This is a genomic window from Kitasatospora sp. NPDC058492 (assembly GCF_042720685.1).
GTDB lineage: Bacteria > Actinomycetota > Actinomycetes > Streptomycetales > Streptomycetaceae > Kitasatospora.
In genome coordinates this window covers 66,652-74,022 of record NZ_JBHXMU010000050.1, presented here as the reverse complement: position 1 = coordinate 74,022, position 7,371 = coordinate 66,652, and the positions used below count along the sequence as shown (strand labels likewise).

Below are 7,371 nucleotides of genomic sequence, written 5' to 3'. Positions count from 1 at the left end.
CCCGGAGAGCCGGACGGCCACTCCAGGGAAGCCACGGTCGGCAAGAACCCATCAGCCACATCCGGCCCTCCCGGGCCACCTAACACCTTACGGAGGAGTCCATGAGCAGCCCGTCGCCCGACCCCGCGCAGCCGGAGCAGCCCCCGCGCACCGGCCCCGAGCAGCCCGGGCAGCCCCGGCGCACCGGCCCCGAGCAGCCCGGGCAGCCCCGACGCACCGGCCCCGAACAGCCCGGGCAGACCTGGCGCACCACCCCCGGCACGCCGCAGCCGACGCCGGGCAACGAGTTCCGCGACTGGGCGCCCGGCCTGGTGATGTTCGCCGGTGTGCTGATGCTGATCAACGGCATCATGGAGGCCCTCCGGGGCATCATGGCGGTCTCCAACGACGACCTCTTCGTCCACACCCCCCGCTACGTCTTCCGGTTCGACCTCACCGGCTGGGGCTGGGTCCACATCGTCGTCGGCGTGCTGGTCGCGGTGACCGGCGCGTTCCTGCTCAAGGGCGCCGCCTGGGCCCGCTACGCCGGTATCTTCCTCACCTCGCTGAGTGCCCTCGACAGCTTCCTGGTCCTGCCGTACTTCCCGCTCTGGTCGCTCGTGGTGATCGCGCTGGACGTCTTCATCATCTGTGCGCTCTGCGTCTACCGCCCCCAGGAGGGCACCACGCTCTGACGCCCCGGTGGCCCGCGCGCCCGGACCCGCCTCAGGTCCGGGCCCGCCTCAGGTCCGGGCCCGCTGGGTGACCGCGATGCAGACCAGCACCACCACCGCCGTGACGGGTGCGGCCGCCGGCAGGTCCTCGCCCAGCAGCAGCACCGACCAGACCAGCGTCAACAGCGGCTGCGCGAGCTGCAGTTGGCTGGCCCGCGGCACCCCGATCTCCGCCATCCCCCGGTACCAGAGCACGAACCCGCCGAACTGCGACACCGCCGCCGTGTACGCCAGCCCGGTCAGCGCCTTCGCCCCGAGGTGAACCGGCTCGGCGGGCAGCGCGAGGGCCGCGGTCAGCAGCGTCACCGGCAGCGCAGCCACCACCGCCCAGGCGATCACCTGGGCTCCCGGCAGGTCCCGGGAGAGCCGCCCGCCCTCCGCGTACCCGGCCGCGCAGATCGCCACCCCGACGAACAGGAGCAGGTCCGCGACGGTCGGCCGACCGTGGCTCTGCAGCAGGGTGAAGCCGAGGACGGCCGCCGCCCCCGCCACCGCCGCCGCCCAGAACGCCCGGGACGGCCGACGGCCGGTGCGCAGCGCCGCGCACACCGCGGTGGCCAGCGGCAGGACACCGATGACCACCGCCGAGTGGGCCGTCGAGGAGGTCCGCAGGGCGAGCGTGGTCAGCAGCGGGAAGCCCAGCACGCAGCCGCCCGACACCACCAGCAGGGCGGGCCAGTGCCGCCGCTTCGGCAGCGGGGCGCCGACGGCCACCAGGTAGAGCGCGGCCAGCACTCCCGCCAGGGCGCCGCGCAGCCCGGTCGCGGTCCACGGGCCGAAGCCGGTCAGGGCCCACGCGGTCGCGGGGAAGCTGAGGGAGAAGGAGGCCACCCCGAGGGCGGCCAGGGCGGTGCCGAAGGCGGGGCTTCGCGGTGCTACCGCCGACGGGCGGGTAGCGCTATCTTGTGCTGTCATGAACGAGCGTAGCAGCGTGACCGAACTCGCCGACAGGCTGCGGCGGGAGGTCGAGCGCTACCCGGAGGGGCGAAAGCTGCCCTCCAGCCGGGTGCTGGTGGAGCGCCACCAGGTCAGCCCGGTGACGGTCTCCCGGGCCATCGCGGTCCTCGCGGCCGAGGGCCTGGTGGTCTCCCGGCCGGGCGCCGGGGTGTTCCGGGCGGCGGCCTTCGCCGGGCGCCCGGCCGGCACCGCCGCGCCCGCCGCCCGTCCCGGCGACCTCTCCTGGCAGGAGGTCGCGCTCAGCGCCGACTCCGACCCCCGCGACCTGCTGGCCGCCCCGGTGTTCGCCACCCTCCGCGTCCCCCCGCCCGACGTCATCGACCTCAACAGCGGCTACCCGCACGCCTCGCTGCTGCCCGAACGCCTGCTGGCCACCGCCCTCGCCCGGGCCGGACGGCGCCCGGGCGCCTGGAACCGGCCGCCCACCGACGGCCTCACCGAGCTGCGCGGCTGGTTCGCCCGCGACATCGGCGGCACCGGCGGGCCGATCGGCGCCGGGGACGTCCTGATCACCTCCGGCGGCCAGGGCGGGCTCACCGTGGCCATGCGCTCGCTCGCCGCGCCCGGCGCGCCCGTCCTGGTGGAGTCGCCGACCTACTCGGGCATCCTGGCGGTCGTCCGCGCGGCCGGGCTGCGGCCCGTCCCCGTCCCGGTCGACGCCGACGGCGTGCGCACCGACCTGCTGGCCGACGCCTTCGAGGCCACCCGGGCGCGGGTCTTCGTCTGCCAGCCGCTGTTCCAGAACCCGACCGGCGCGGTGCTCTCACCCACCCGGCGCTCCGAGGTGCTGCGGATCGCCCGGGCGGCCGGCGCGTTCGTCGTCGAGGACGACTTCGCCCGCCTGCTCGTCCACGCGGACGCCCCCGCGCTGCCGCGCCCGCTCGCCGCCGACGACCAGGACGGGGTCGTGGTGCACCTGCGGTCGCTGACCAAGGCCGCCTCGCCCAACCTGCGGGTCGGCGCGCTCACCGCGCGCGGCCCGGCCCTGGCCCGGCTCCGGGCCACCCAGGTGGTGGACAGCTTCTTCGTGCCCCGGCCGCTCCAGGAGGCGACGCTGGAGCTGGTCGCCGACCCCGGCTGGGCCCGCCACCTGCGCGCCCTCGGGGCGGAACTGCGGACCCGCCGCACCGCCACCGTCGCCGCCCTGCACCGCGAACTCCCCGGCCTGCTCGGCGTCTACCGGCCCGGCGGCTACCACCTGTGGCTGCGGCTCCCGGACGGCGTCGACGACGCCGCCCTCACCGCCGCCGCCCTGCGCGCCGGCGTCCAGGTCACCCCCGGCCGCCCGTACCACGCCGCCGAACCCCCGGCCCCGCACCTGCGCCTCAGCTACGCCGCCGCCGAGAGCTCCGCGCACGCCGTCGAGGGGATCCACCGCCTCCGCCGGGCCTACGAGGACCTGCCGGCCTGACCTCCGGCCCCGCGCGGAGCGGGTCTCAGCGCCCGGAGCAGGCCTCAGCGCCCGTAGCCCGCCATCCGCTCCAGCCGGGCGATGCGCTCCGCCATCGGCGGGTGGGTGGAGAAGAGCCGGGCGCCGGCCTCGCCGGGGCGGAACGGGCTGGCGATCATCATGTGGCTGGCGGTCTGGATCTGCGGCTCCGGCGGGAGGGGCAGCCTGCGGGTACCGGCGTCGAGCTTGCGCAGGGCACCGGCCAGGGCGAGCGGGTCGCCGGTGATCCGGGCGCCGTCGGCATCGGCCTGGTACTCGCGGGAGCGGCTGACGGCCAGCTGGATGAGCCCGGCCGCCAGCGGGCCGAGGATCATGATGGCGAGCATGCCGAAGAGGCCGGGCCCGTCGTCGTCGTCGCCGCGGCCGAAGGGGATCAGCCAGGCGAAGTTCACCAGGAACATCACCACCGAGGCGAGCGCCCCGGCGACCGAGGAGATCAGGATGTCCCGGTTGTAGACGTGGCTCAGCTCGTGCCCGAGCACGCCCCGCAGCTCGCGTTCGTCCAGCAGCTGCAGGATGCCGTCGGTACAGCAGACGGCCGCGTTGCGCGGGTTGCGGCCGGTGGCGAAGGCGTTCGGCGCGGGGGTCGGGGAGATGTAGAGGCGCGGCATCGGCTGGCGGGCCGCGGTGGAGAGCTCGCGGACGATCCGGTAGAGCCGCGGCGCCTCGATCTCGCTGACCGGCCGGGCCCGCATGGCCCGCAGCGCGAGCTTGTCACTGTTCCAGTAGGCGTAGGCGTTGGTGCCGAGGGCGACCAGCAGGGCGATCACCAAGCCGGTTCGGCCGAAGAATCCGCCGATCACCAAGATGAGCGCCGAGAGGCCGCCGAGCAGGACGGCGGTCCTCAGTCCGTTGTGCCGGCGGTGCACGTCAGGCCCTCCAATGGTGCGGTGGGGAAGCCCTTTCTGCCTCGTCCCTCTTGCCCGGTCAACGGGTGGGGGCCCGGGCCTTGTTCCCTTGTGACCGGCGTGACACCGCCGCGGCACCCCGCCGGGCCGGGCCGCGACGGCCGGCCGGGCGGGTGCGCGCTCAGAACAGGCTTCCGCCGGCGACCTGGAGGACCAGCTGCGGGGCGAAGGAGAGGACCACGGCCACCGAGGCGGTGAGCCCCAGCGTGGCGGTCAGGGTGGCCGGCAGCCGGCCTTCGGCCCCGGCCTCGCCGACCGGTGCGGCGCCCGGCGCGGCACCTTCCTCGGCACCCGGCGCCGGGGCGAACAGCCGGGTCGTCCAGAGCAGGTAGTAGTACAGCGCGACGACCACGTTGACGGCCATCACGACGGCCAGCCAGCCCAGCCCCGCGTCGACGGCCGCGCGGAACACCACGACCTTGCCGAACAGGCCGATCACGCCCGGGGGCAGCCCGGCCAGGCAGAGCAGGAAGAAGGCGAGCGCGAGGGCCGTCCAGCGGCGCCGGGCGAACAGGCCGCGGAAGTCGTCCACGCTGGCCCCGGCCCGGCGGCCGACCGCCGCGACCACGCCGAACGCGCCGAGGTTCACCACGCCGTAGATCAGCGCGTACGCGGCGGTGGCACCGAGCGGGTCGACCCCGGTGGGCGCGTAGCCGGCGGCGGCGAGCGGCACCAGCAGGTAGCCGGCCTGGCCGACGGACGACCAGGCGAGCAGCCGCACCGCGCTGTAGCGGGTGTCGAAGCGCTGGCGCAGCGCGCCGACGTTGCCCACCGTCATGGTGACGGCGGCCAGCACGGCGAGCGCCAGGCCCCAGGTGTGCGCGTACGGGCGGAAGGCGATGGTGGTGGCGAGCGCGAGGCCGGACAGGCCGGCCGCCTTGCCGACCACCGAGAGGTAGCCGGCCACCGGCAGCGGGGCGCCGATGTAGGTGTCGGGCACCCAGAAGTGGAACGGGACGGCGGCGACCTTGAAGGCGAACCCGACCAGGGTCAGCACGGCGCCCGCCTCGGCCAGCGGCTTGAGCTGCCCGGGGGCGTGTTCCAGGCCCTGGGCGACGGCGCCGAGGTGCAGGCTGCCGCTGGCAGCGTAGACGAAGCCGACGCCGAGCAGCATCACGGCCGTGGCGGTGACGGAGGAGACGAAGAACTTGAGCGCGGCCTCGGCGCCCCGGCCGTCCCGGCGCAGCGCGACCAGCGCGAAGGCGGGCAGCGAGGCGACCTCCAGCGCGATCACCATGGTGGCGAGGTCGCGGGAGGCGGGCAGCAGCGCGGCGCCGGTGGCGCTGGAGAGCAGCAGGAACCAGTACTCGCCGCCGGGCAGCTTCTCCTCCTCGACGGTGTGCGCGGAGAGCAGGGCGGCGATCAGCGCGCCGCCGAGGGCGAGCAGCTGGAACACCAGGGCGAAGTGGTCGGCGACGTACGAGCAGCCTCCCGCGGCGGAGACGCTGGTCCCTGGAGTGTCAGACCCCCCTGCTACGTTCTGCACACAGAAGGTCGCCCGGGGTGATCCCCCGGTGAGGGGGAGGAGTGCGATGAGGGCGAGGGCGAGTCCGGCCGCGGCGAGGCGGCCGAGCCACTTCCGGTGCCGCTCGGGCAGGAACAGGTCGGTGAGCAGGACGGCGAGGGCGGCCACCGCGGCGATCAGCGGGGGCGCGATCGCCACCCAGTCCACGGACTGGATCAGGCTGCCCGGGTTGGCTACGGCGAGGGAGGTCACAGTGTGCTGCCCCGTGGAGTGAGGTCCGAGTGCGGCGATCTGGGCTCCGAGCACGGTCAGCCACCCCCGAGGAGGTGCTTGACGGCGGGGTCGGAGAGGCCGAGCAGGAGCGCGGGCCAGAGGCCGGCGAGCAGGGTGAGGGCGGCCAGCGGCGTCCAGCTGACGGCCTCGTACGGGCGCAGGTCGGCGACCTGGTCCACCGGGGCGGGCTGCTGGGGGTCGCCCATGCAGACGCGCTTGACCACGATCAGCAGGTAGGCGGCGGTGAGGAGGGTGCCGAGACCGGCCAGGACCATGTAGGTGACGAACGCGGGGCGCGACAGGCCGTCGGCCGGGTCGAACGCGCCGAACATGGCGAGCAGCTCGCCCCAGAAGCCGGCCAGGCCGGGCAGGCCGAGGCTGGCCACGGCGGCGAAGGCGAGCAGCGCGCCGATCCGCGGGGCGCGGCCGTACAGGGCGGCGCCGGTGGCACCGGAGAGGGTGTCGAGGTCCGCCGTGCCGTAGCGGTCCTTGAGGGCGCCGACGAGGAAGAACAGCAGACCGGTGATCAGACCGTGGGCGATGTTGGCGAACAGCGCGCCGTTGACGCCCACCGGAGTGAGGGAGGCGATGCCCAGCAGCACGAAGCCCATGTGGCCGACGGAGGAGTACGCGATCAGGCGCTTGAGGTCGCCCTTGGCGCCGGGGCGGGCCAGCGCCAGACAGGCCAGTGATCCGTAGACGATGCCGACGGCGGCGAACGCGCCCAGGTAGGGGGCGAGCGTCGCGGTGCCGTCGGGCACGACCGGGAGGAGGACGCGGACCAGACCGTACGTGCCCATCTTCAGCAGCACGCCGGCGAGCAGCACCGAGCCGACCGTCGGGGCGGCGGTGTGCGCGTCCGGGAGCCAGCTGTGCAGCGGCCAGGCGGGAGCCTTGACCGCGAGCCCGACCATGATCGCCAGGGCGGCGATCACCTGGGTGGTGTGGCTCAGGCCGTTGCCGTGCGCGGCGGCCAGGGCCTGCATGTCGAAGGTGCCGGCCTTGCTGCCGATCAGCAGGAAGCCGAGCAGCATCACGGCCGAGCCGAGCAGCGTGTACAGGATGAACCGGTTGGCGGCCGGGGCCTTCGCCCCGCTCCCCCAGCGGGCGATCAGGAAGTACATCGGGATCAGCACGATCTCGAAGGCCAGGAAGAAGAGCAGGAGGTCCAACACCGCGAAGGTGGCGAGCATGCCGACTTCGAGGAGGAGGAACAGCCCGACGAAGGCCTTCGCCGACGGCACGCCATCCCCGCCCGGCAGCCGCTTCTCCGAGTACAGCGCGCAGAGGAAGGTGAGCAGTGCGGTCAGCACGATCAGCGGCAGCGAGATGCCGTCCACGCCGAGGTGGAGGCGCACGTTGAGGGCCGGGATCCAGGACACGTCGGTGGTGGCCTGCATCCGGGCGGGCTCGTCGTGGTCGAAACCGGCCGCCAGGGCGACGGTGAGCAGCAGCACCGCGCCGGTGACGACGCTGTTCAGCCGCAACGCCCGCCGGTCGGCGGCGGCCGGCTCCCGGCCGAACACCGGCGCCAGGGTGAGCGCGGCGCCGAGCAGCGGCAGCACCAGGAGGGCGATGAGGACTGCGTTCATCGGGGGCTCCTAC

General features: G+C 74.8%; 6 protein-coding genes. 2 read left to right on the top strand and 4 right to left on the bottom strand.

Annotation, left to right across the window (positions count from 1 at the left end):
- The first annotated feature begins 101 nt into the window (after nt 1-101).
- Nucleotides 102-674 (top strand): hypothetical protein, encoded by a 573-nt coding sequence (locus tag ACFWPI_RS28570; protein WP_380375429.1) that lies wholly within the window; start codon nt 102-104, stop codon nt 672-674.
- Nucleotides 675-722: 48 nt separating this feature from the next.
- Here ACFWPI_RS28570 and ACFWPI_RS28565 read toward each other — a convergent pair whose 3' ends face one another.
- Nucleotides 723-1,628: a DMT family transporter gene (locus tag ACFWPI_RS28565; RefSeq protein WP_380375431.1), complete on the bottom strand. Its 906-nt coding sequence runs from the start codon at nt 1,626-1,628 to the stop codon at nt 723-725.
- On the opposite strand from ACFWPI_RS28565, the gene ACFWPI_RS28560 reads away from it, so the two are divergent.
- Nucleotides 1,627-3,081, top strand: a complete 1,455-nt coding sequence (locus ACFWPI_RS28560) for a PLP-dependent aminotransferase family protein (RefSeq protein ID WP_380375433.1) — start codon at nt 1,627-1,629, stop codon at nt 3,079-3,081. The two genes, ACFWPI_RS28565 and ACFWPI_RS28560, sit on opposite strands and share 2 nt — an antisense overlap.
- Before the next feature lie 44 nt (nt 3,082-3,125).
- On the opposite strand, the gene htpX is transcribed toward ACFWPI_RS28560, so the two are convergent.
- The 3 genes from htpX to ACFWPI_RS28545 all read right to left on the bottom strand — a co-directional run bounded on the left by htpX (nt 3,126) and on the right by ACFWPI_RS28545 (nt 7,358).
- Entirely contained in the window at nt 3,126-3,989 is an 864-nt protein-coding gene (gene htpX / locus ACFWPI_RS28555) for a zinc metalloprotease HtpX (protein ID WP_063348905.1), read from the bottom strand.
- A 160-nt stretch (nt 3,990-4,149) separates the two neighbouring features.
- On the bottom strand, nt 4,150-5,745 hold the full coding sequence (locus ACFWPI_RS28550; protein ID WP_380375435.1) for an NADH-quinone oxidoreductase subunit N: 1,596 nt from the start codon (nt 5,743-5,745) through the stop codon (nt 4,150-4,152).
- A gap of 56 nt (nt 5,746-5,801) precedes the next feature.
- Nucleotides 5,802-7,358: a NuoM family protein gene (locus tag ACFWPI_RS28545; protein ID WP_380375437.1), complete on the bottom strand. Its 1,557-nt coding sequence runs from the start codon at nt 7,356-7,358 to the stop codon at nt 5,802-5,804.
- Nucleotides 7,359-7,371: the final 13 nt, after the last annotated feature.

Excerpts from the sequence above, each read along its gene's own strand:
- ACFWPI_RS28545 (WP_380375437.1), bottom strand. The coding sequence starts at position 7,358 with ATGAACGCAGTCCTCATCGCCCTCCTGGTGCTGCCGCTGCTCGGCGCC.
- ACFWPI_RS28565 (WP_380375431.1), bottom strand. The coding sequence starts at position 1,628 with ATGACAGCACAAGATAGCGCTACCCGCCCGTCGGCGGTAGCACCGCGA.
- ACFWPI_RS28570 (WP_380375429.1), top strand. The coding sequence starts at position 102 with ATGAGCAGCCCGTCGCCCGACCCCGCGCAGCCGGAGCAGCCCCCGCGC.
- ACFWPI_RS28560 (WP_380375433.1), top strand. The coding sequence starts at position 1,627 with ATGAACGAGCGTAGCAGCGTGACCGAACTCGCCGACAGGCTGCGGCGG.